This window comes from Paraglaciecola arctica, from assembly GCF_018861065.1.
Taxonomy (GTDB): domain Bacteria; phylum Pseudomonadota; class Gammaproteobacteria; order Enterobacterales; family Alteromonadaceae; genus Paraglaciecola; species Paraglaciecola arctica_B.
The window spans coordinates 1-22622 of record NZ_JAHKQO010000030.1 but is presented as its reverse complement, the minus strand read 5'-3'; the positions used below and the strand labels follow the sequence as shown (position 1 = coordinate 22622).

15 protein-coding genes are annotated in these 22622 nt (G+C 41.7%); 13 read left to right on the top strand and 2 right to left on the bottom strand.

The features are described from left to right. The first annotated feature begins 11 nt into the window (after positions 1–11). The 4 genes from KO534_RS11190 to KO534_RS11175 all read left to right on the top strand — a co-directional run bounded on the left by KO534_RS11190 (position 12) and on the right by KO534_RS11175 (position 5667). A complete protein-coding gene (locus KO534_RS11190) occupies positions 12–1217 on the top strand; it encodes a 3-oxoadipyl-CoA thiolase (RefSeq protein WP_215929745.1) in 1206 nt (401 codons plus the stop codon). Between the two features lie 4 nt (positions 1218–1221). After that, positions 1222–3339: a 3-hydroxyacyl-CoA dehydrogenase NAD-binding domain-containing protein gene (locus tag KO534_RS11185; RefSeq protein ID WP_215929744.1), complete on the top strand. Its 2118-nt coding sequence runs from the start codon at positions 1222–1224 to the stop codon at positions 3337–3339. Positions 3340–3370: 31 nt separating this feature from the next. After that, positions 3371–5302, top strand: coding sequence for a flavin-containing monooxygenase (locus tag KO534_RS11180; RefSeq protein WP_215929743.1), 1932 nt, complete (start codon positions 3371–3373; stop codon positions 5300–5302). A gap of 143 nt (positions 5303–5445) precedes the next feature. Continuing rightward, the gene (locus tag KO534_RS11175; protein ID WP_215929742.1) at positions 5446–5667 is read left to right on the top strand and encodes a hypothetical protein; all 222 of its coding nucleotides are present in this window, start codon (positions 5446–5448) and stop codon (positions 5665–5667) included. A gap of 140 nt (positions 5668–5807) precedes the next feature. Here the strand turns inward: KO534_RS11175 and fadA are convergent, their stop codons facing one another. Together fadA and fadB are read right to left on the bottom strand one after the other, a co-directional pair. Beyond that, complete coding sequence (gene fadA / locus KO534_RS11170; RefSeq protein WP_215929741.1) at positions 5808–6971, bottom strand: acetyl-CoA C-acyltransferase FadA; 1164 nt, start codon at positions 6969–6971, stop codon at positions 5808–5810. Positions 6972–6991: 20 nt separating this feature from the next. Further along, entirely contained in the window at positions 6992–9151 is a 2160-nt protein-coding gene (fadB, locus tag KO534_RS11165) for a fatty acid oxidation complex subunit alpha FadB (RefSeq protein ID WP_215929740.1), read from the bottom strand. Between the two features lie 285 nt (positions 9152–9436). On the opposite strand from fadB, the gene KO534_RS11160 reads away from it, so the two are divergent. From KO534_RS11160 to KO534_RS11120, 9 genes are all read left to right on the top strand, one after another. After that, complete coding sequence (locus tag KO534_RS11160; protein ID WP_354667927.1) at positions 9437–11365, top strand: lytic transglycosylase domain-containing protein; 1929 nt, start codon at positions 9437–9439, stop codon at positions 11363–11365. A gap of 82 nt (positions 11366–11447) precedes the next feature. After that, a complete protein-coding gene (gene pepQ / locus KO534_RS11155) occupies positions 11448–12776 on the top strand; it encodes a Xaa-Pro dipeptidase (RefSeq protein WP_215929738.1) in 1329 nt (442 codons plus the stop codon). A gap of 40 nt (positions 12777–12816) precedes the next feature. Next, positions 12817–13890, top strand: a complete 1074-nt coding sequence (locus KO534_RS11150; RefSeq protein WP_215929737.1) for a GGDEF domain-containing protein — start codon at positions 12817–12819, stop codon at positions 13888–13890. Between the two features lie 148 nt (positions 13891–14038). Then, complete coding sequence (locus KO534_RS11145) at positions 14039–16366, top strand: carbohydrate binding family 9 domain-containing protein (RefSeq protein ID WP_215929736.1); 2328 nt, start codon at positions 14039–14041, stop codon at positions 16364–16366. Between the two features lie 87 nt (positions 16367–16453). Beyond that, positions 16454–17389, top strand: a complete 936-nt coding sequence (locus KO534_RS11140) for a slipin family protein (RefSeq protein ID WP_215929735.1) — start codon at positions 16454–16456, stop codon at positions 17387–17389. 3 nt (positions 17390–17392) lie between these two features. Next, positions 17393–17845, top strand: coding sequence for an NfeD family protein (locus KO534_RS11135; RefSeq protein WP_215929734.1), 453 nt, complete (start codon positions 17393–17395; stop codon positions 17843–17845). A gap of 141 nt (positions 17846–17986) precedes the next feature. Continuing rightward, positions 17987–19105, top strand: a complete 1119-nt coding sequence (locus KO534_RS11130) for a hypothetical protein (protein WP_215929733.1) — start codon at positions 17987–17989, stop codon at positions 19103–19105. Between the two features lie 427 nt (positions 19106–19532). Beyond that, positions 19533–20111 carry a PEP-CTERM sorting domain-containing protein gene (locus tag KO534_RS11125; protein WP_215929732.1) on the top strand — a complete coding sequence of 193 codons (579 nt, stop codon included), beginning with the start codon at positions 19533–19535 and terminating at the stop codon, positions 20109–20111. Between the two features lie 274 nt (positions 20112–20385). Further along, positions 20386–22622, top strand: a 2237-nt coding sequence (locus KO534_RS11120) for a retention module-containing protein (RefSeq protein ID WP_215929731.1), incomplete at its 3' end; no start/stop codon positions are given.

The window sequence follows — 22622 nt, the reverse complement described above, 5'->3', positions numbered from 1 at the left end:
AGCATTGAGATATGAAAGACGCATACATATACGACGGATTAAGGTCGCCTTTTGGGCGTTTCAAAGGTGGATTGTCTAGTGTCAGGCCAGACGATTTACTGGCACTTGTGATCAAACAACTTGTTGAGCGTAATCAGTTTCAGGCATCTGAATATGAAGATGTCATTGCTGGCAATACCAATCAGGCAGGGGAAGATTGTCGAAATGTCGCTAGATTTGCGGGACTCCTCGCTGGATTGCCTATCGGTTGTGGTGGAATTACAGTAAATCGATTGTGTGGTTCGGGTTTAGCAAGTGTTATGGACGCCAGCCGATGTGTGCAGTCTGGTGATGGCGATTTGTTTATAGCTTGCGGCGTAGAAAGCATGAGCAGGGCGCCATTGGTTATTTCCAAAGCACAAAGCGCATTTGATAGAAATCAGACAGTTGCCGATTCGACTATGGGAGCAAGATTCACTAATCCTTTAATTGAAGCTAACTTTGGCGCAGACAGTATGCCGGAAACCTCTGACAATATTGCGGCTGCTCTGAAAATTACTCGCGAACAATGCGACGCATTTGCAGCCGCTTCTCAGTCGAAGCATGAAGCTGCTAGGGCATCTGGATTTTTCAAAGACGAGATGCTTAATGTAGAAGTGCCGCAACCTAGAAAGAAACCACCTATTGTCATTGACAGTGATGAACATCCTCGTGCTAGTACCGATATCGACGCTTTGAGGGGTTTAAGATCTCTTTATGCCGACGGTGTTGTTACCGCAGGGAACGCCTCGGGAATTAATGATGGCGCTTCGGCTTTAATAATAGGCTCTAAAAAAGCTGGAGAAGCTCATGGAATTCAACCTCGGGCACGTATTATTGCTAGCGCCATTGCCGGTGTCGAACCTAAATTAATGGGGTTAGGTCCAGTACCTGCCACTAAAAAAGCCTTGGCTAGGGCTGGTTTGGAATTAAAGGATATGAATGTTATCGAAGTAAATGAGGCGTTTGCGTCACAAGTTCTAGGTTGCCTAAAAGAATTAAATATCGCCGCGAACGATCCAAGGGTTAACGCTAACGGCGGGGCTATTGCTGTGGGTCATCCGTTAGGTGCCAGTGGCGGAAGGCTTGTGTTGACAGCGTTACGCCAGCTAGAGGCGACAAATGGTCGTTATGGACTAATCACCATGTGTATTGGGATTGGTCAAGGTATTGCCTTAATTATTGAAAGAGAGGGATAAAATTATGTCGGTAGTTGAATATGAATGTGTTGGTGATATCGGTTTGCTAACCTTAAATAACGCGCCCGTTAATGCTCTGTCTCACTCTTTACGTAGTGGCATAGTTGATGCGTTGAGAATGGCAAGCCTTGATCAATCGAAGGCCATCATTATTGTAGGAAACGGTGCCATGTTTTGTGCCGGCGCTGATATAAAAGAATTTTCCCAAACACCACAAGCTCCCTCTTTAGTTGACGTTACTGAGTGCATTGAAAACATGCAAAAACCTGTTATTGCAGCTATCCACGGTAATGCACTTGGAGGCGGTCTTGAGCTCGCGTTAGCTTGTCATTATAGGTGTGCGTTAGCGAGTGCAAAATTAGGATTACCAGAAGTGAAACTGGGTATCTTACCTGGCGCTGGTGGTACACAACGAGCTCCTAGAATTATTGGCCTAGAACAAGCATTTACGTTAATCACCAGTGGCAATCCATGCAAAGCTGAAAAGGCATTGAGCATAGGTTTGATTGATCATCTTGTAGAGCACGATCAAGATTTAGTTGCAGCGGCGCAAAAATATGCACAACAAATATTAAATGAAGGGCTACCAATAAGGCGTTCAAGTCAGAGCCCAATTGATAAACAAAATATTGATAGTGACTGGTTTGATAAAAAGCGCGCCGAGTTATCGAAACGTGCACGTGGCCAAATTGCGCCACAACACATAGTTGATTGTCTTGAAAAGGCTTTAAATGCAGAGTTTGTAGAAGGCATGCAGTTTGAGCGAGAAGCCTTTTTAAATTGCGTGACTTCTGAGCAAGCTAAAGCGATGCGCCATTTGTTTTTTGCACAACGTTTAGCAGCAAAGGTAAAAGGAGTGTCTCCTGATACCTCAAAACGCCCGATAAAATCAGTGGCAATTATAGGTGCCGGAACTATGGGGGGCGGTATCGCAATGAATTTTGCGAACGTGGGTATTCCAGTTACCTTATTAGAATTGTCAGCAGAGTCACTCACTAAGGGATTGCAGCTAATTGAGAAAAACTATGCAATTTCTGTTAGCAAAGGGCGTTTGTCAGAATCCCAAAAAGCACAACGACTTGCTTTAATAAGTGGATCAACTAGTTATCAAGAATTGAATCAAGTTGACTTAGTGATCGAAGCGGTATTTGAAGACGTTGAAATTAAAAAACAAGTTTTTAGAAAACTTGATGAAGTCTGTAAGGCAGGCGCAATTTTAGCTACGAATACCTCCTATCAAGATGTGGACGCGATTGCTCAGGTAACAAAGCGCCCACAAGATGTTATAGGTCTGCACTTTTTCAGCCCTGCGAATGTGATGAAGCTTCTTGAGGTAGTAAGAGGTGCGCAAACTGCAGATGTCGTCATTGCTACTAGTATGGCTTTAGCCACTACCATTGCAAAAATCCCCGTTTTGTCTGGTGTTTGTTACGGTTTTATCGGTAACAGATTGTTATCGGTGTATTTAAGACAAAGCCAACTTTGTTTGTTACATGGCGCGACACCTGAACAGGTAGATAGTGCTATGACTAACTGGGGAGCGGCTATGGGTCCTTTAGCAATGAATGATTTAGCGGGAATTGATATAGGTTTCAAAGCTCGTCAAGGTTTAAGCGCTGACAAGAAGGGATCTCCTGAGGTCTACGCTATTGCTGATGCAATGTACCACGCGGGCCGTTTGGGGCAAAAAACAGCGGTTGGGTATTACCGTTATGATCCACAGACACGAGCACGCATCAATGATCCCGACGCGCTTGCAATTATCGAAGCGCAATCAGCCAAATTTGGCATAACTCGTAAAGCGCAAACTGAGCAAGAGATATTAAATCGTATGATCATTGCGTTAGTTAACGAAGGAGCTAACGTTTTGCACGATGGCATTGCTCAGCGTTCAAGCGATATTGATGTAGTGTACATCTTCGGTTACGGCTTTCCTGCCTATAGAGGCGGCCCCATGCATTATGCAGATACCATAGGCACCAAAAAAGTATATGAAATGGTGTGTGATTTTGCGTCCAAGTTTGGCGATACCTATTGGACCCCTTCACCTTTGTTGAAAGAACTAGCTGAGAAAAACCTTAGTTTTAGTGACTGGGATGCCCAGCAGAGCAACAGTAAATAAAACCACTTTGAATTCGCGGGAGCATCGTACCATGAACATTAGTTCACTAAAGCAATCAGAACAAATAACAGAAAGTAGTCGTGATAGTTATATTCGCAAAGCCGTTAATGCTGCGAGTATCGGAGCATTGCGTATTGCGCTTTACCACCAGACTCAAGATCCTTTTCTAGCTGAAATGCCGGTTTCGGAGCAGCCCGTTAGAGGTGGTGCGCTAACTAATTACGTAGTGCCTCGCGAATATCATCAAGAGATCCGCGACAAAGCGTTCGAATTTTTACGCAATAATACCCAAATGAAGCCTGCTCCAACTCTTGAAGAGGCGGAAAACTTGATGACTTTGTATTCAGGTAAAAAACCCACACCACAAGAGCTAGATTTTGGTGTAGAAGAATTAGCATTTGAAGGTTTTTCTAGGAAAGCTCAATGGCAACAACAGCCCTCTAAAGAGCAAATTGCAAAATATAGCGTCACAATTATTGGGGCCGGCTTTAGTGGCATGTGTGCTGCAATCCAACTTCAGCAGTTAGGTATTGCGTATCGGATTATTGAGCGTCACCCCGAGGTTGGTGGAACTTGGCATGTGAATGACTATCCCGAAGCCAGAGTCGATGTTCCCACATTTTTATACCAATATAAGTTTGAAAAAAGTTACGCATGGAAGAGTTTTTTTGCCCCTGTTGACGAACTTAGAAACTATTCCGACTACATCGCTGATAAGTACGGTATACGTTCACATACCAGTTTTAATACTAAATTACTTAGCTCTACTTGGGATGAAGACCAATCAAAGTGGGTGTTAGAGTTAGAGGATGGTAGCGGCAAAAAAGAGACGTTAATTTCAAATTTTGTTATTAGTGCTACAGGGGTTTTTGGTACGCCTAAACTACCGGATATTCCAGGGATCGAAAAATTCCAAGGAAAAATGTTCCACACCACACAGTGGGACCATGATTTTGATTATCAAGGGAAAAAAGTAGCACTTATAGGTACTGGGTCAACCGGTACCCAACTTTCGAGAGCAATAGCAAGCAAAGCAAGTCAGTTTACTATTTTCCAACGGACTCCTAATTGGGTTACCCCCATAAAAGGTTATCACGCCGAGATCCCTGAAGAAACGCAGTGGATGTTCGATAATATGCCTGGCTATCTGAATTGGTTTATCTACACGAATTACTTTTCTGAATTAAACATGCAGGATCTTCAAGAGCTTGATCCGCAATGGATTAACAATGGTGGCAAAGTTAATCAAAAGAACCAGCAGCTCAGAGAGACCCTAACGGCCTTTATAAAAAGCAAAGTAGGGCACAAAGAGGGACTATTTGAAAAGCTAGTACCAGACCATTCTCCCTTGTCTCGAAGACTGGTAATTGACAATGAATGGTACGACACACTAGTCCGCGATAATGTGCAATTAGTTGCGGATGGTATTCAGCAGATTACAGAAGATGGGATCATAGATAGTAAAGGTCAAAAACATGAAGTTGATCTCATTGTATTAGGCGCTGGTTTTAAGGTCTCAAAATATCTATGGCCAGTCCGTTATCAAGGACGAAATGCCACCTCCATCGAAGACATGTGGAAAACCGACGGCGCTCGCGCCTACAAAGGCGTTAGCATGCCAAATTTTCCTAATTTTTTCATGATATATGGCCCAAATGCCCAAGCTAGAGCTGGCTCATTTCATTCGGTTGTTGAGTGTTTAACTCGACATATATCAGAGTTAATCGCTAGTACAGTTGAACAGGACGCCACAACGATTGAAGTGAAAGAAGCCGCTTATTGTGATTACAACGCTAAGATGGATAAGGCTATGTCTAAGTTACTATGGGAAGATGAGCAAGGTGGTGGTAGCTATTACGTCAACGAACATGGACGCTCTGGACTTAACATGCCTTGGCGCTTACACGAGTTTTGCCAAATGATTAAAGAAGCTGATGTTGAGCAGTATGACTTTGACCAATAACAGACAAAATAGTGGATAGCTAACTTAGATTGAAAGCTTACTTGGTGTTTTGGATAACGAGACGATAAATCTAGTTACACTTTTAGTCATGACTTAAGTCTTTGCTTAAGCCATGATTAATGTCTCAATAAAAGGAATGTAAAGTGAATAAAGATATAAAAGGCTTGTGTTTGTTTTTGGGTATGATCGGTTTAGCTTATGCGGCGATATTGGTAATAACCATGGTTTTCACTGGTGTAAAAATCTTAAAAAGTATTGTGTTTATTTCCGCTTTTTCATCTTTCTTGGTCAGTTTAGGCCTTACCTCTCAAGTTAAACAACGATTGGTTTATTTAGTTAAACAAAAAGTCACTTCTTATAGATAGATACCAACAAAGACATCGAGAGTGTAAGTTTGGGCTTGCCTTGATTAGTTTTTGACTCAAACCTGAATGACTGTTTATCCATAAAAAAAGGCATTACTTTGATTAAAGTAATGCCTTGTTAATTTACAGATTAGAGTGAGTTATACACGCTCAAATACTGTTGCTATTCCTTGTCCTAAGCCAATACACATAGTCGCTAAGCCAATTGATTTGTCATTAGCTTCCATTAGATTGATTAAGGTAGTAGAAATACGTGAACCAGAACAGCCTAAAGGATGGCCTAATGCTATTGCACCACCGTTTAAGTTGACTCTGTCGTCGTAGTTATCAATCCAACCTAACTGTTTGATACAAGATAACGCTTGGGCAGCAAAGGCTTCATTGAATTCAGCTAACTCTATATCAGCCATAGTCATGCCAGCGCGCTTTAATGCTTTTTTAGTGGCAGGTACCGGACCAAATCCCATAATAGCTGCATCACAACCGGCTACTGCCATAGCGCGTATTTTCGCACGAGGTGTGAGTCCCAATGCTTTGGCTTTGTCGGCAGACATAATCAACATAGCAGAGGCACCATCTGAAAGAGCGGAAGACGTGCCAGCCGTGACTGTGCCATTAACTGGATCAAATACTGGGCGTAACGCTGCCATAGTTTCTACAGTTGAGTCAGGGCGAATCACTTCATCTACACTAATAGACTTTAATACACCATCAGCATCATGGCCTTGAGTAGCCACAATTTCACTTGCCCAGCGGCCTTCTAACGTTGCTTGATGGGCGCGCTGATGTGAACGGGCGCCAAACGCATCTTGCATCTCACGGGAGATGCCATTTTGACGGCCTAACAATTCTGCCGTCATGCCCATGCTACCTGAGGCTTTAGCGGTATGTTTGGCGATGCCAGGGTGAAAGTCTAAATTGAAATCCATAGGCACGTGACCCATGTGTTCAACACCACCTATCATGTAAACATCACCGCGACCGGACATGATACCGCTGGTGGCGTCATGTAAGGCTTGCATAGATGAACCACATAAACGGTTGACGGTAACAGCACCGGTTGAACGAGGAATGTCGGTTAACAACTGTGCATTTCGGGCAATGTTAAAGCCTTGTTCTTTGGTTTGCTGTACACAGCCCCAAATGATGTCTTCAATTTCGTTTGGATCTAGGTTGGGGTTACGCTCAACTAACTTTGACATTAAGTGTGCGGATAAGGTTTCAGCGCGCACGTTGCGAAAAATACCGCCTTTAGAGCGACCCATAGGTGTGCGTATACAATCAACTACTACGACTTCTTTCATGATCTTCTCCTGATAATTTGTTACACAGACTGCGCAAAATAAGATTTGTTTGATGCGGCCATTTCGCGCACACCATCTGATATTTGATAAATAGGACCTAAGTCTGCGTATTTATCAGCCAAGGCTACAAAGTTGGCTAAGCCCATAGTTTCAATGTAACGGAAAATACCGCCTTTAAATGGAGGGAAACCTAATCCATAAAGCAAGGCCATATCAGCTTCTGCCGCGCTGGCTACAATACCTTCTTCTAAACAACGAATCGCTTCGTTAGCCATAGGAATCATTACTCGAGCAATAATTTCGTCTTTATCGAAATCACGTTTGTCTGCGCAGTGCGGTGCGAACAATTCATAGGCTTCTGGCGCTGCTACTTTTGCAGGGCGACCTCGTTTGTCTAAACTGAAATTGTAGAAGCCTTTGCCGTTCTTTTGACCGAAACGTTCAGCTTTGTATAAAAGCGTCACAGGGTCATTAGCAATTTTTTGCATGCGTTGTGGAATTCCATCTGACATGACACTTGATGCGTGGTCAGCTGTGTCCATGCCTACTACATCAAGCAAAAATGCAGGGCCCATTGGCCAACCGAAGATTTTTTCCATGACTTTATCAACAGCCACAAAATCGGCGCCGTCCATCACTAACTTGCTGAATCCAGCAAAATACGGGAACAGCACGCGGTTAACTAAAAAGCCTGGGCAGTCGTTAACTACTATTGGGGTTTTACCCATTTTTAGTGTGGCTGCTACAACGGCAGAGATAGTATCTTCGCTCGTTTTTTCACCGCGAATGATTTCAACCAGTGGCATTTTGTGCACAGGGTTAAAGAAGTGCATACCGCAGAATCGTTCAGGTTTTTGTAAACTTTCTGCTAATTGATTGATTGAAATAGTAGAAGTGTTAGAACAGATAATGGCATCGTCAGCAACATGTGTTTCGGTTTCGGCTAACACTATGCCTTTTACTTTCGGATTTTCAACAACCGCTTCAATTACAAGGTCTACATCTTTAATCGCTGAATATTCAAGTGTAGGGGTAATATTGTTGAGTGTGGTGGCCATTTTGGTGGCGTCTACTTTGCCACGTTGCATGCCTTTACCTAGAATGGTTGCGGCTTCTTTTAGGCCTAAGTCGAGTGCAGCCTGATTAATATCTTTCATGATTACAGGCGTGCCTTTTACAGCAGACTGATAGGCTATACCGCCACCCATAATTCCTGCACCTAAAACGGCAGTTTGCTTGATTGCTTTTTTAGCTGCTTTAGCTTGTTTTTTGCCTTTACCTTTTACCAATTGATCCGCTAAAAATATCCCGACTTGGGCTTTAGCTGCGTCGGTTTTGGCTAAGGTAGCAAAGCCTTGATTTTCTAGTTTAAGCGCGCCGTCTCTATCTAAGCCTGCGGCTTTAGAAATTGTTTCTACCATCATATGAGGTGCTGGATAATGTTTACCTGCTTGTGCTGCCACCATAGCTTTAGCGGTAGAGAAACTCATTAAAGCTTCGTTTTGATTGAGTTGTAGAGGCGCTTTCTTCTCTTCGCGGCGAGCTTGCCATGCTAAATCACCTGCAATGGCGTCTTTTAACATGCTAATTGCCGCATCAGTTAGTTTTTCAGGTGCAACAACGGCGTCAACTGCACCCTCTTTTAGGGCCTTCGCAGCTTTACGGTCACGTCCCGTTGTCATCCACTCTAATGCGTTGTCGGCGCCGATAAGACGAGGCAGACGCACAGTACCGCCAAAACCAGGCATTAAACCTAGTTTCACTTCTGGTAAACCGATACTGGCTGACGTATCTGCCACCCTTAAATCACACGCTAAAGCCATTTCACAACCGCCACCTAGCGCAAAACCATTAACTGCTGCGATGGTAGGAAAAGGTAAATCCTCAAAACGGTCAAATACTTGGGATGTTTTTGCTACCCAAGTCAGTACTTCTTCATCTGGCAAATCAAACAAGCCCGTGAATTCGGTTATGTCAGCACCCACAATAAAGGTGGATTTCGCAGACCGAACTACCACCCCTTTTACGTCTGAATTGGCCGCTAAGGCCTGAGTTGCAGCATCTAAGTCTGCTACCGTTTGTTGATCAAACTTGTTTACCGAACCAGGGGCATCAAATACTAATTCAGCAATGCCATCTTGTAGTAAATTAACCTTGAGGCTTTTACTTTCGTATATCATCATCATCTCCTATGGCTATCGCCAAAGCGTGGGTTGGGAGCAGGCCAACGGCCTCCGAATGTAGTTCCTGTGAATTGTTGTTAAAACCAATTAAAAGAGCAACCTTGTTTTAACAACTTTCAACAAAATCAGTCATAGTCTTTACATGCGGGTAAATGTAGTTAATTCAACTGGTCATTCCAGTTAAAGTGAGAATTTTTTTAAATGATCGCATTTATCAGTAAACAAGTTTGCTAGTATCAGGTCTATCATCTTATCTAACGTATCGTTGATATAGTGGAATTTGTGACTATTCGTTATTTTCTTCATTTAGCAATCGCTAGTATCTTGTTAACTCAAGTTGTTCTGGCTGCACCAGTGCTTGACCGCGAGCAACAACGAAAGCTTTTTATTGAAGCCGAGAGGTTAGCGCACAATCCTAATAGCAGTGTATTCAAAAAATTAATGCAGCAACTCGAAGGTTATCCTCTTAAACCTTATGTTGAATCAAAAACCTTAAAGAAATTCCCATTTATGGCGAATAAAAATCAAATAGAGGGTTTTTTATCAGAATATGAATCCACCCCCTTAGATAGACCTTTGCGCAAAAAATGGTTGCAGTATTTAAGCAAACAACAGCAACCTGAATTGTTTAAGCATTTTTATCGAGATATGGGCAATGCCGCTTTAACTTGTAAATACGCCGAAATACTGTTGCAGCAAGATCCGTTAGATGCTCAGGCATTTAAATTGGCTGAAGAACTTTGGGTTGTGGGTAAGTCACAGCCTAAGGATTGCGATCTTTTATTTCGAAAATGGTACGAAGCTGGCAAGCGTACACCGGAATTAGTATGGAAGCGCCTATCTTTAGCGGCTGATGGAGGCAATCACACACTTATCCCTTATCTAAAAACCTTATTGCCTAAGAAGCAACAATATTTAGCTGATCTGTGGTTAAAAGTGCGTCGTTCATCTAGCCAAGTGTCTCGGCTTTCAAATTTTCCAGGCAAGTTTCCAGAAAAGGAAACTGAGATACAAGTATACGGTTTAAAGCGTTTAATAAGCAGCAACAGAGATTTGGCACTGCGTAGTTGGGAGAAACTCTCTAGTCGGTTTATTTTTTCACATTCACAACTCAAACAAATCACTCATCGTTTTGCTATCTTTTTAGCCCTTGCAGACCATGAAAAGGCTGAGGTGTGGTTAGAAAAGGCGACAGAATTTGAGCCTGATGCTGAATTAATGCGCTGGCATTTAGCGCACGTTTTAAGACAACAAAATTGGCAGCATGCGTTGGATGTCATAGACTTTGTGCCTCAAGATATCTCCTATGGAAATGTGTTTCAGTACTGGCAAGCTCGAGCTTATGCTGAAGTAGGAGCAAAAGAATTGTCTAAGCAGGGATTACAAAAGCTAGCCAAACAACGCCATTACTACGGATTTTTGGCAAGCGGACAGTTATCTGAAATGGCAAGTTTAAATGACAATCCTTTGTTGGTTTCCCAAGCCGATTTAGATGAAATGGCGGCAATGCCGGCAGCGCAAAGAGCCTTTGAATTTAGAAAACTGGGTCGAAGTCTTAGTGCTAGACGCGAATGGATTTTTTTGCAAAGTCAATTAACCCAGCAGCAAAAAGCCACAGCGGCGGTGCTGGCTAGTCAACAAAATTGGCACGATCAAGCTATTTTTGGTTTTTCTAAATCCGGTTATTTAGATGATTTGAGCCGACGTTTCCCCATGGCATACGATAGTCAGCTGCAAAGTAATGCCAAGAAAAACAATATTGATGTTGCATGGGCATACGCCATCGTCAGACGAGAAAGTTCTTTTATGCCAGATGCTGCTTCGCATGCGGGGGCGTTAGGGCTAATGCAAATGATGCCTGGGACTGCCCATTATTTGGCTAAGAAAAAAATCAATAGAAATAGTTTGTTTAATCCTGGTGTCAATGTCGAACTAGGCACTCAGTATATGCGTTATCTAATGGACAAAATGGACAACAATCCTATTCTTGCTACAGCGTCCTATAATGCTGGGTGGCGCAGAGTAAAACAGTGGCTTCCAGAAAAAGGTAATGTACCTCTCGACTTATGGATTGAAACTATTCCCTATAAAGAAACTCGTAATTATGTAAAGGCTGTTTTGGCTTACCAACAAATATATCGTCAACAATTAGGAGGGAGCGAAAATTTGTTTAAAGATCTTGCGACTATGCAAATAGTGCCAAAAAGTTAGTAACATTTTGGCGTTATATCAAAACAAAAGAGTTTCTAAGCTTATGTTATTCTACCGTTATATAATTTGATGAGAATCTGGCATGTCACTTCTAACCCAACTTGAACAAACCTATCCACAACATATTTCAGAGTTACAAAGCCGCACACGAGAAGCTATTCAGCGAGAGAGCATTGACGGACTGATAATCCATTCTGGGCAAAGTAAACGTTTATTCTTAGACGACAACAATTATCCATTTAAAGTGAATCCGCAGTTCAAAGCGTGGTTGCCAGTCATTGACAACCCAAATTGTTGGTTGATAGTTAATGGAGTAGATAAACCCAAGTTAGTGTTCTATCGGCCTAAAGATTTTTGGCACAAAGTACCGGATGAACCCAATGAATTTTGGGCTGAGCAGTTTGATATTGTGGAGTTAACCCAAGCCGATGCAGTGGAAAAACACTTACCTTTTGATAAAACTAAGTACGCTTACATTGGTGAATACATAGAAGTGGCTAAGGCACTAGGTTTTGATTTAGTGAATCCAGACAGGGTAATGCATTACCTACATTACCAACGCGCCTACAAAACTGATTACGAATTAGTGTGTATGCGAGAGGCCAATCGAATTGCTGTTGATGGGCACCGCGCGGCTAAAATCGCATTTGAACAGGGCTTGAGTGAGTTTGATATTAATCTCGCTTACCTTTGCGCAGTTAGGCAGGGTGACAATCAAGTGCCTTACAACAATATCGTTGCGCTTAATGAAAATGCGTCGATTTTGCATTACACCAATGTGGCCACTGACGTGCCAGCGGAATCACGTTCATTTTTAATTGACGCAGGAGCAAACTTTAACGGCTATGCGGCTGATATCACCCGTACTTATGTTAGAGAGACAGGTATGTTTGCAGACTTAATAGAGTCGGTGCATCAAATTACACTGCAATGTGTCGATGAATTAAAACCTGGAGTGTCTTATGTGCAAATTCATTGTAGTGCATTCAATCAAATTGCAGCGCTGCTAAGTGATGCCGGAATTGTAAATTTGGCTGCTAATGATGTTATTGAATCTGGAATAGTAAATACGTTTTTCCCGCACGGCATAGGTCATTTTTTGGGTTTACAAGTACACGATGTGGCTGGTCATGTCTCTGATGACAGAGGCACACCCAACCCTACCCCTGCATCTCATCCATTCTTGCGAAATACCCGTACGATTGAAGCAAGACAAGTTTTCACCATTGAACCCGGTTTATATTTTATCGATAGTTTATTGGCTGATCTAAAAAGCAGTGAACAGTCTAAATATATTAATTGGAATATAGTCGACAAAATGCGGCCTTTTGGCGGTATACGAATTGAAGACAATGTAATAGTGCATCGTGATAAAAACGAAAACATGACACGCGAGTTTAATTTGAACTAACTTTAAGAGCTCAAATTTTTCTGGCTACGGAGGTAAACGCTTGATTATAGGTAACCTGAAGAAGCTAGTTAATAACAGTGACAAAATTTTCAATCTTGTATTGTTAGTAGTCATAGCTGCTGTTTGTTTTGTTTGGGCTGTTGAGGAAACTCTGGAAGTCATTTTTGATTACGATCGTTTTGGTTATATAACGAGTATTTTAGTTTTAGCTGCATGTTTTGGGTTGAGTACTTTTGCCAAAAAAGCACGTCTTGCTCGCGTTGTTACTTTTATTTACTTAACCTCATATCTGCTTTTCCTTTTAATCATAACCTTTTTGCAAGCGGCTAATACTGGCAACATTTACACTATGGCTTCCACTTTGTTGTGGGTGCCTCTTATCTATGTCGTGTCGTTTTTATTCTTGCCCAACAAACAAGCAATTATCAGTGCCATTGCAATCTATTGCCTAATGTTGGTTTTATTGTTTTTGGCTCATGCAGATGTCTTTGAACTCAACAATACAGTGTTGCAAGCTTTATTACTTAATGCTGCATTATCACAGGGCGTTTGTATTTTTTGTTTGTTTGGTGTGATCAAACTCAAAATGACAAGGGATGCATCAGACTTGCGTGCTGAAAAAATGGAGCGAGCCGCCAACATTGATGGATTGTTAGGAATTGCTAACAGGCGCATGTTGCAACATCAGTTAAATACTGTAGTAACGGGCTACTCTCCGGCCTCATTGTTATTGATAGATGTCGATCATTTTAAGGACATTAATGACACTCATGGACACTTGGTGGGAGACGATATCTTACGAGAACTGACTCAATGTATTCAAAAAAGTTTACGCCCTCAAGATACGTTTGGCCGTTGGGGAGGTGAAGAGTTTTTAGTTATTGCCAATGGAACTGAATTATCAAGTGCCGAATCCTTGGCCCAAAGAATAATAGATAAAGTAGCGAAGCATAGTTTTGCTATTGTTGGTCGTGTGACTGTGAGTATTGGTGTAGCGCAATTTTATACTGGAAAATCGAGTAGCCACACCTTTGCCAATGCGGACAAAGCTCTATATGAAGCCAAACGTATGGGCCGTAATAGAGTTGTGACTGCTTCACTAGATTTAGATTGAATTGAAATCTAAGAGTAACTGCAGCTCGTCTAAGTAACTGGTTGATTTAACGTATAAAGCTGACTTAGTCGCGTTACTAGTCTACCCTTCTGCAAATTTTCCAAAAACGCCCATTTGGATTACTAGCTGTTACTGGAACCTATCGACAATGCCAAACCTATTGATTTGTCTGCTGCTTTTTATTGGCTGCATAAATGTAGCGCTTGCTAAACAAAACAAGCCCAAGTCCCCTCGTTTACCTCATTTCGCTTTATTAGATATTCCCAACATAGCTGCTGACATCATAGTTGATGGTGAGCTTGACGAGGAACAGTGGGGTCAAGCAAAAGAGCTAGAACTCAATTATGTCACTAGCCCGTTTGAAAACACCCGTCCTCCGGTAACCACTAAAGTTAAAATGTTTGAAAATGGTCATACTCTATTTGTGGCATTTATTGCACAGGACCCAAAGGTAGAAAACATCAACGCGTTTTATAGAGATAGAGATGGTATCTGGAGTGATGATTTAGTTGGGATTAAGCTTGATACTTTTAACGATAGCCGCTTGGCATACCAGTTTTTTGTTAACCCATTAGGTATTCAAGCAGATTCAATTCAAAATGAAATGACAGGCAGTGAAAGCGATAGTTGGGATGGTATCTGGCAGTCTGCGGGCAAAATTGTCGCTAGCGGTTATCAAGTGGAAATTGCCATTCCATTGCGTATTCTAAATTTTGAAGAGGGCGACAAACATAAGGTGTGGGGGGCTGAACTGGTTCGTTTTTTTCCGAGAACAGATCGTTTACGCATTTCAAATATGCCATTAGATAGGAACAATTCATGCGCTTTGTGTCAGATGGGGGCGATTTCTGGTTTTAAAAAAGCTAAGCAAGGTAAAAACTTGGCGTTAATCCCAACCTTAGTCTTGGGGAAGGGGCAGAGCCGTGAACCAGAAGATAGTTTGATTTGGGAAGATTCAGACAACAAAGAGTTGGGGCTAGATCTGAAATGGGGGATAACTCCTGAAGTCTCGTTGCAAGCTACCCTTAACCCAGATTTTTCGCAAGTCGAGGCTGATGTTGCTCAACTAAGTATTAACGATACGTTTGCGCTATTTTTTGATGAAAAACGTACTTTTTTCTTAGAAAATTCTGACTATTTTTCGAGTAATTTTGATTTAGTGTATACCCGCAATGTAGGCGCGCCTGACTATGGCGCCAAAGTAACAGGTCGGATTGACCAGCATACTTTTGGTGTGTTTGTGGCTAACGATAACGCTACGACTTTTTTAGTTCCGGGCAACTTAGGTTCAAGTATTGCTTCTTTTGAAGAGGAATCTACCAATGTGGCATTACGTTATCGTTATGATTTATCCGAAAACCTGTCACTAGGTTTAACTAGCACTTTGCGAGATGCGCAGGACTATTACAATTATGTTAACGGCATAGATGCTAAATATCAGTTGACTGATAAAGATACCTTCCGCGCCCAAGTTTTAAGGTCTGATACCCAGTATCCGATAGATTTATACAAAGAGTTTTGTGACGATAATTGTGAACAGCAACAGGACTATTCGGAAACTGCGCTGCGCTTGAATAAGAACGAGGCGTTTAGTGGCAAAGCGTACAGGCTTAGTTATGACCATGATGAACGTAATTGGGATTTTTCGTTATACCGAAATAGCCGAGGAACTGGTATTCGAACAGACTTAGGTTTTGGGTCTTTGGCGGATCGTCATCAGTCTGTTATTGGTGGTGGATACAATTGGTTTAGCGAAAATACTTGGTGGAATAAAATTAGACTTTCCGGTGATTGGGATATCAGTCACAACGATAACGGAGAATTACTTGAAAAAGAAGCAGAAGCTTATCTGAGTATGAATGGTCAATTGCAATCTTATTTTGAAATAGGGTTGTTAAAGCGCGATAGAGTTGGTTTGCGAGACGACCCTAGTAAACTGAGCATCGTTAACAACAGTACTTTGTTTACTGAAAAAATGTTGAGTTTCTATTTTGAGATGCGCCCTAATTCTTCTTGGTATTTGAGTACGTTTTCTCGTTTTGGTGATCAAATCGATTTTGATAACAACCGATTAGGCGAATTGTTGTTGCTTCGTCCAACTATCAACTGGAATTTAGGAAAAAGTTTACAGTTTAAGCTTCGCCATACTTATCAGAATCTTGATGTAGAAAACCAGCAATTATTTACAGCGAACCTTTCAGACTTTCGAGCTACCTATCAGTTTGACCAGCGCCAGTTTTTACGGTTAATTTTAGTCTATTCTGATATTGAACGTAATCAACAAAACTATAACTTTGATGTTGACGCCAAAAGCAAAGGACTAGGCACTCAACTTTTGTATTCCTATAAACTAAATCCTCTAACCAAATTTTTTGTTGGTTATTCCGACTCAGCTTACCAAGATGATGTGTTAACAACTTTGACCAAAAATCAGCGTTCGGTGTTTATGAAATTAAGTTATGCGTGGTTAAACTAGGGCACCGATAAAGCTTGATAATTGTGTCTATAGGTCATATATCTTAACCTGCGGCAGCTTTAGCCGTGTCGAATAAGGAAGTCTGTTATGGAAGTATTACTCGATTATATTTTTACCGCACAAACTTTGATCTTAGTGTTTGTTGTGGTGTTACTTAAAACCTCTATTAAATTTGTTCCCCAAAACCGTGCTTATGTCATCGAGCGTTTTGGTAAATATCAATCTAGCAAAGAAGCTGGCCTTAATTTTATATTACCTTTTATCGACCGTATTTCTGCCGACCGCTCTTTAAAAGAGCAAGCCGTTGATGTACCCGAGCAAAGCGCTATAACTAAAGATAATATTTCGCTCCATGTAGACGGTGTATTGTATTTCCGCGTACTTGACCCTTATAAAGCCACCTATGGGGTAGATGATTATGTGTTTGCGGTGACGCAACTTGCGCAAACAACTATGCGTTCAGAGTTGGGTAAAATGGAGCTTGATAAAACCTTTGAAGAAAGGGATATGCTTAACACTAATATTGTGACATCTATAAATGATGCAGCAGGTCCTTGGGGTATCCAAGTACTCCGTTATGAAATCAAAGATATCGTGCCGCCACAATCTGTTATGGAAGCGATGGAAGCACAAATGAAGGCCGAACGGGTGAAACGGGCGCAAATCTTAGAATCCGAAGGTGACAGACAAGCGGCGATAAACCGCGCTGAAGGTCAAAAAGCTTCAGTAGTTTTAGCCGCCGAAGCCGACAAAGAAGAACAAGTTTTACGGGCTGAAGGTGAGGCGAAAGCGATAGTGGCTGTAGCAACCGCTCAGGCAGAAGCATTGCGCCAAGTGGGTGAAGCTGCGGCTACCGAAGAAGGACAAAAAGCCATACAGCTTGACTTAGCAACAAAAGCGATTGAGGCAAAACATGCCATAGCGAAAGAATCTTCAGTTGTGTTGTTACCAGATAACGCTACCGAAGCATCTGGCGTAGTTGCACAGGCCATGACGATCATCAATCAATTAAACAAGGGGTAGTGTATGGACTGGGCATTCAATAATTTAGCTGAAAGTTTGCTCATTCTAGGCATTCTTTTGTTGGTGATCGAAGTGGCAGTGTTGGGTTTCTCAACTTTTGTGTTGTTTTTTGTTGGCTGCGCTGCCGTGGTTAGCGCTGCTTTGCTATATATCGGCATAGTCCCTGACACTTTATTGGCGGCCATGTTAAGCACTGGCATTTTTACAGCGTTGTTAGCCGTGCTCTTATGGAAACCATTAAAGAATATGCAAACTCAAGTAGATACCACTAAAGCCAAAGGTGATTTGGTTGGCCATAGTTTTACATTGGTTGAAGACGTGGCGCCAGAATTGACTCCTATTTATCGATACTCAGGAATTGACTGGAAGCTAATAGCCACTGAACATTTAGTGTCTGGTACTAAAGTACATGTGGTAGAAGCAGACGTGGGAGAATTTCATATAAAAGCGTCTTAGTTAAAGGCGTTTGTTATCGAAGTCGGGTATATCCCGACTTTTCTTTATGTGGAGTTAAGTGATTACAATGCTTGTAATTTTTTGTGCAACCTCATATAAATAATTAGCAATTGATAACACGATACAAATTAGTAGACATTAATGGTTAAGCACAGACCACTTTTTAGACATATTCGAGATCACGACGCGCTTTTTAGCGAGCTGGCCATGGCGCGAAATTCTTATGCCCAGAGTCTCGGCCTCAATGACTATGTGTACCACAAAACCCCAAAATTCATCACTGCTGATGGACGCAGGCTCACGATTGAACCCGAAAGAAGTTTAATAGTGCAAGACTATCAATCCTTCGCGGGAGTGAAGCATATTTTACAGCGAGAAATTCCTGGGTTTTATATAGTTAATAATAGCGATATTGGATTTCGCTACCCTACTGCCGCCATAGCTAATTCAGATGCTCCTTTCATTAAACGTTTTCGTTCAGAGTTTTTTCATAAAGATAATGAAGACAGAAGTATTTGTAGGCCACGCAACCTCTCCTATGGAATTAAGAGTCGAGGTAAAGGCGATAACAGGCAAGAATATGAAGTTTGGGTTCCAGACGAAAATGTGCAATTAGATCCTACTCCATTATTTATTGATAAGTACGGCGAAGACCTACCTGATGATGTACGCCAATTCGCTAGTTTGTCTCCAGTAGTGTATGGCTGGATGGGGGTGAAACGAGCTGCATTTGAGGCCATTTATTTAGATAAAAAAAATATTGGTGATATCGCCATCAATATAGGGCTTTCGGTTGATGCATATAATATCGGCGCTCGACCAGATCTTTCATTTTCCCCCTTAGTTGGCAGTTCCATCGCCAAGCATAATGCAGAGTTAGAATGGGAAGTAATGGGTTATTACGCACCACGAGGTGTACACCCTAGTCACGATGACATTTGGCGAGGTATTGATTACGCTATTGAGGCTGTCAGTGCGCCACTAAGTAACCGTTATCACAATGTCTCTATTAACATCCAAGAAAGTAAAACCGAACGTATCTTGAGTAGTATCGCGGAACAGCAAATTTCAAATGAGCAGGTTTTAGAGTGGAATTTGAAACCTTGGGAGTTTCTACAAAATTCGAGTGATTCTAGGCGTAAATCCCATGATCCTAGTCGAGTTGTTAATTTATTGGGTAGGCTCAACCGATTGTTTTATCAAGAGTCCTTTAGGCTGCCTTCATTAAAAGAAGTGCATGAGTTGATCGCGCGACCTTGAATGTAAAATTATGTCAGTATTTTTAACAGATTTAGATAAGTTAAATTACCCTGCATGTGTAAGCATCTGATTTAAAGTGTTTTTTAGGTTTGGTATGTATGTTGCTTGGTGTGAGTATAAGCTGGCTTCGTTATTACCTACTTGACTTGGTAGTAATACAACAGGTTGTAATTTAACGATGAATTAAATTCAAGTTTATCAACCTTCAATTTTAGGTTTTATACTAATGTATAATACCCAATACGGTAAGATGTTTTGTACAGTTATACATTAGTAGTGATTTATTTGTTATATTGTTATTAAAATTCGATAAGTATATAAAATAACCACTAAGCTAAGATTTAGTAAGGCCACCATTACGGTCAAATCCTTGTTAAACCTCAAGGTCAGTCGCATCAGGAAGCGATGTTAATAATTGGAGAATGTTATGAGTAGTAAATTCTTAAAAGTGATTTTTGCAGTTGTTTTGTCAATTGGGATGTTTGGTCAAGCTAACGCAGGTTTGATTGTGGGTGAAAATTATTTGGACTCTGATAATTTAATCTGGGAGTACGTGGGTAGTTATGACATGATTAATGGTCCTTCTTGGCCTTCTGATAGTCCAGCACCGTACAATGGCTTAGAAGCCGCAATTGCATCTGGAGTAACGAATCTACCTTTGGCAGATATCGCTATTGCAGCATTTGATTTTGATTTCGATTTTGATTTGGTGTCAACTGGTGATCAACTTGTAAATCATATGGCTTGGTATGATGGAGCTGGAGTTGCTATTAGTATGTATAGTGAAGACATACTGGCTGATGGAAATGGTGATGGTTTTTATACTCAAGGTGTATTCGCTAATGGTCAAACTGACCGATCTGCTTGGGTAAATGACCGTGTTTTTTTCGCAGGTGATTACGTCAACCATGTATTCAAACGCGTCAGTGTATCCGAGCCAGCAACGCTTGCTATTTTTGCATTGGCGATGATTGGCCTGGGTGGTGTTCGTCGACTTAAAAACTAAAATTCAGGCTTTTTTAATTCTACAGAGCCTTTCAAATACCCTTAAAACCGATACTTATGTATAAGACAATATACCTTATATTGTCTTATACAGTCATATAGTACTAAAGATCATTCGGTTTTTTTGTTACTGTAATTCCGATAAATTAACATATTTTAATACTAAATTTAACGACTAGACAGAGCTGGTTTGTGGCTGATGTAGTTTTAGTTGCTAAATCAAATAGTGATTCGCGCGAACCAGCGATGAAAGTAAATTACTAGGAATGTTATCTATGAAAAATTTTACTACCTCAACAGATGCAAAAATAGTCGATATAACCGGATTCGTTAAAAATGAATTGGCTGAAAGTGTAGGATTGCAAATAGGCGACAGTCTTACATCTGGTACTGTTTTGTCTTTTTCTGAAGGTAGTGAAATCACTCTAACTTTTGCAGATGGTTCAAAGCAAAAGTTGAGTAGTGAATTTGGTGAGATACAGATTACTGACGTTCGATCTATGCAACAAGACACGGTATCTGCAGAATCACAAGAGCAAAACCAAGTCGCAAATCAGGTGACACCTGATAATGAGCAAGCTGATATCGATGCTATACAAGCACTAATCGAGTCCGGCGATGAGGTTGACGTGCCAGATACCGCAGCCGGTGGCTTAACTGCTAATGAAGGAACAAGCTTTGTTACTTTAGACAGAGATGGTAATCAACTTTTAGCCGGCGCTGGTTACGATACCACTGAACTAGATAATGCGGCTGGTATCCCAGAAGTCCCTACATTAGTTGACCCAATCGACAATGCCAATGCATTGCCAGAGGCCGTTGATGATACCTTTTCTATGGATGAAAACACCCAGTTAACGGGAACTCTCTTAGGTAATGATGACTTGGGCGACCAAGCAACCACAGTAACTGCATTCGATGGTACTTCTAGCAATGGTGGTGAAGTAACAGTTGATGGCTCGGGTAACTTTACTTACACCCCAGTAGCAGACTTTGTAGGAACCGATACTTTTACCTACACCATTACTGATTCAGATGGAGACACCAGTACTGCAACTGCGACTGTGAACATCGCTAATGTCAATCAGTTACCGGAAGCAGTGGATGATGAGTTTGCTATGGATGAAAATACGCAACTCAATGGTAGCCTTTTAGGAAATGATGATTTAGGCGACGAAGATACCACGGTAACCGATTTTGACAGTACTTCAGCAAATGGTGGAACGGTAACTGTAGATGCCGAAGGTAATTTTACTTATACCCCAGTAACAGATTTTGTAGGTTCAGATAGCTTTACCTATACCATTACTGATGCCGACGGCGACACGAGCACAGCAACGGTGACCCTAAACATTGCAAACGTTAATAAGTTGCCAGAGGCCGTTGATGATACCTTTGAAATGGAAGAAAACACTCAGTTAACGGGTACTCTTTTAGGTAATGATGATTTAGGTGACGAAGAAACTGCAGTCACGGAATTTGACAGCACCTCAACAAATGGAGGTGCGGTAACTGTAGACGCGGATGGTAATTTCACTTATACCCCAGTGGCGGATTTTGTAGGTACAGATACCTTTACCTATACCATTACGGATGCAGATGGCGACACTAGTACTGCCACTGTGACAGTGAACATCGCCAACGATAATAACCTGCCAGAAGCTGTAGATGACGTCTTCGACATAAATGAAAATACTTCGCTAAACGGCAGTCTATTAGGTAACGATGATCTAGGTGATGAAGCGACAACAGTAACAGGTTTCGACGGCACATCAACCAATGGTGGCACAGTTAGCGTTGACGCTGAGGGTAATTTTACTTATACACCGGTAACAGATTTTGTGGGTTCAGATACCTTCACTTATACCATAACCGATGCCGACGGTGACACTAGCACCGCCACCGTGACGGTCAATGTTGCTAACGTGAATTTACTGCCCGATGCGGTAAACGACAACTTTAGAATGGATGAAAACACCCAATTATCCGGTACGTTACTGGGTAACGATGACTTAGGTGATAACCCCACTACAGTGACGTCATTTGATAGCAACTCTGTCAATGGCGGTACGGTCAGTGTTAATAGTTCTGGAAATTTTATTTATACCCCGGCTTCAAATTTTGTTGGTACAGATACTTTTACCTATACGATTACCGATGCAGATGGAGATAGCAGTACTGCAACAGTGAGTGTTGCTGTCCTCGGAGCTAACCTCAACGCATTACCAGACGCGGTTAACGACAGCTTTAATGTTGATGAAAATACCGAATTAACTGGCAGTGTGATAGGCAATGATGACTTGGGTGATAACCCGACCACAGTGACGGCCTTTGATGCGGTCTCGACCAATGGTGGCACGGTCAACGTGAACCCAGACGGTAGCTTCAGTTATACGCCAGCGAACAACTTTGTGGGTGCAGACACCTTCACTTATACCATTACCGATGCAGACGGCGACACCGATACCGCCACGGTGACAGTGAATGTGGCAAACGTGAACTTATTACCCTG

What these genes read in the sequence shown, in the direction of transcription:
- KO534_RS11190 (WP_215929745.1), top strand. Translation starts at nt 12, where the DNA reads ATGAAAGACGCATACATATACGACGGATTAAGGTCGCCTTTTGGGCGT.
- KO534_RS11185 (WP_215929744.1), top strand. Translation starts at nt 1,222, where the DNA reads ATGTCGGTAGTTGAATATGAATGTGTTGGTGATATCGGTTTGCTAACC.
- KO534_RS11180 (WP_215929743.1), top strand. Translation starts at nt 3,371, where the DNA reads ATGAACATTAGTTCACTAAAGCAATCAGAACAAATAACAGAAAGTAGT.
- fadA (WP_215929741.1), bottom strand. Translation starts at nt 6,971, where the DNA reads ATGAAAGAAGTCGTAGTAGTTGATTGTATACGCACACCTATGGGTCGC.
- fadB (WP_215929740.1), bottom strand. Translation starts at nt 9,151, where the DNA reads ATGATATACGAAAGTAAAAGCCTCAAGGTTAATTTACTACAAGATGGC.
- pepQ (WP_215929738.1), top strand. Translation starts at nt 11,448, where the DNA reads ATGTCACTTCTAACCCAACTTGAACAAACCTATCCACAACATATTTCA.
- KO534_RS11145 (WP_215929736.1), top strand. Translation starts at nt 14,039, where the DNA reads ATGCCAAACCTATTGATTTGTCTGCTGCTTTTTATTGGCTGCATAAAT.
- KO534_RS11140 (WP_215929735.1), top strand. Translation starts at nt 16,454, where the DNA reads ATGGAAGTATTACTCGATTATATTTTTACCGCACAAACTTTGATCTTA.
- KO534_RS11135 (WP_215929734.1), top strand. Translation starts at nt 17,393, where the DNA reads ATGGACTGGGCATTCAATAATTTAGCTGAAAGTTTGCTCATTCTAGGC.
- KO534_RS11130 (WP_215929733.1), top strand. Translation starts at nt 17,987, where the DNA reads ATGGTTAAGCACAGACCACTTTTTAGACATATTCGAGATCACGACGCG.
- KO534_RS11125 (WP_215929732.1), top strand. Translation starts at nt 19,533, where the DNA reads ATGAGTAGTAAATTCTTAAAAGTGATTTTTGCAGTTGTTTTGTCAATT.